The sequence below is a fragment of the Vibrio sp. 1978 genome, assembly GCF_033344345.1.
This window is the reverse complement of the sequence record NZ_JAWPOP010000991.1, coordinates 1-522: the sequence shown is the minus strand read 5'-3', so window position 1 is coordinate 522 and position 522 is coordinate 1. Positions and strand designations below refer to the sequence as shown.

The following is a 522-nucleotide window of genomic DNA, read 5'->3' as shown; positions in this document are numbered from 1 at the left end:
ACCAGCGATAGACAATCGCAAGGCCGGAAACATGATAAAGTGGAAGCGACAACAACCAAGTGTCGTGTTGATGGAAGGTGAACTCACAAAGTAATCCCTCTGCCGAAGCAAGGTGCTGTCGATGCGTATGAACCACCGCTTTCGGTGCCCCCGTTGAGCCTGAGGTAAACACAATCGAAGCCAACCTGTCATGCTGATAGTCATCCTCAGTGTTTTCAACCACGGTATCTACCGTAGGCAAAGTGAGAAAAATCGCATTTAATGCTGCTTTCTCTTCGCTAGAGTAAGCGAACTCACAATCTGGAGTAAACCAAACAAAACGTGTTTGATGATCGCCGTACAGTGTGCAGAGCTTACCTTGTAGCGCCTCGATTGGCTGAGGCATAGTCAACGCGGTGATAGCGCCTAACTGTTGCGCAGCTAAATAAAACAGTACTGTTTCAACTTGGTTCTTCCCTACCAGAGTCACCACATCATCACGTGTAACACCTTGCTGCAAGAGCAATAGCGCATATTGAGTAA

General features: G+C 47.5%; 1 protein-coding gene. It reads right to left on the bottom strand.

Features of this window, described 5'->3' with window-relative positions; all coding sequences use genetic code 11:
* Positions 1 to 522 (bottom strand): AMP-binding protein (locus R8N49_RS30270; RefSeq protein WP_318190838.1); only part of this gene is annotated, 522 nt, incomplete at both ends.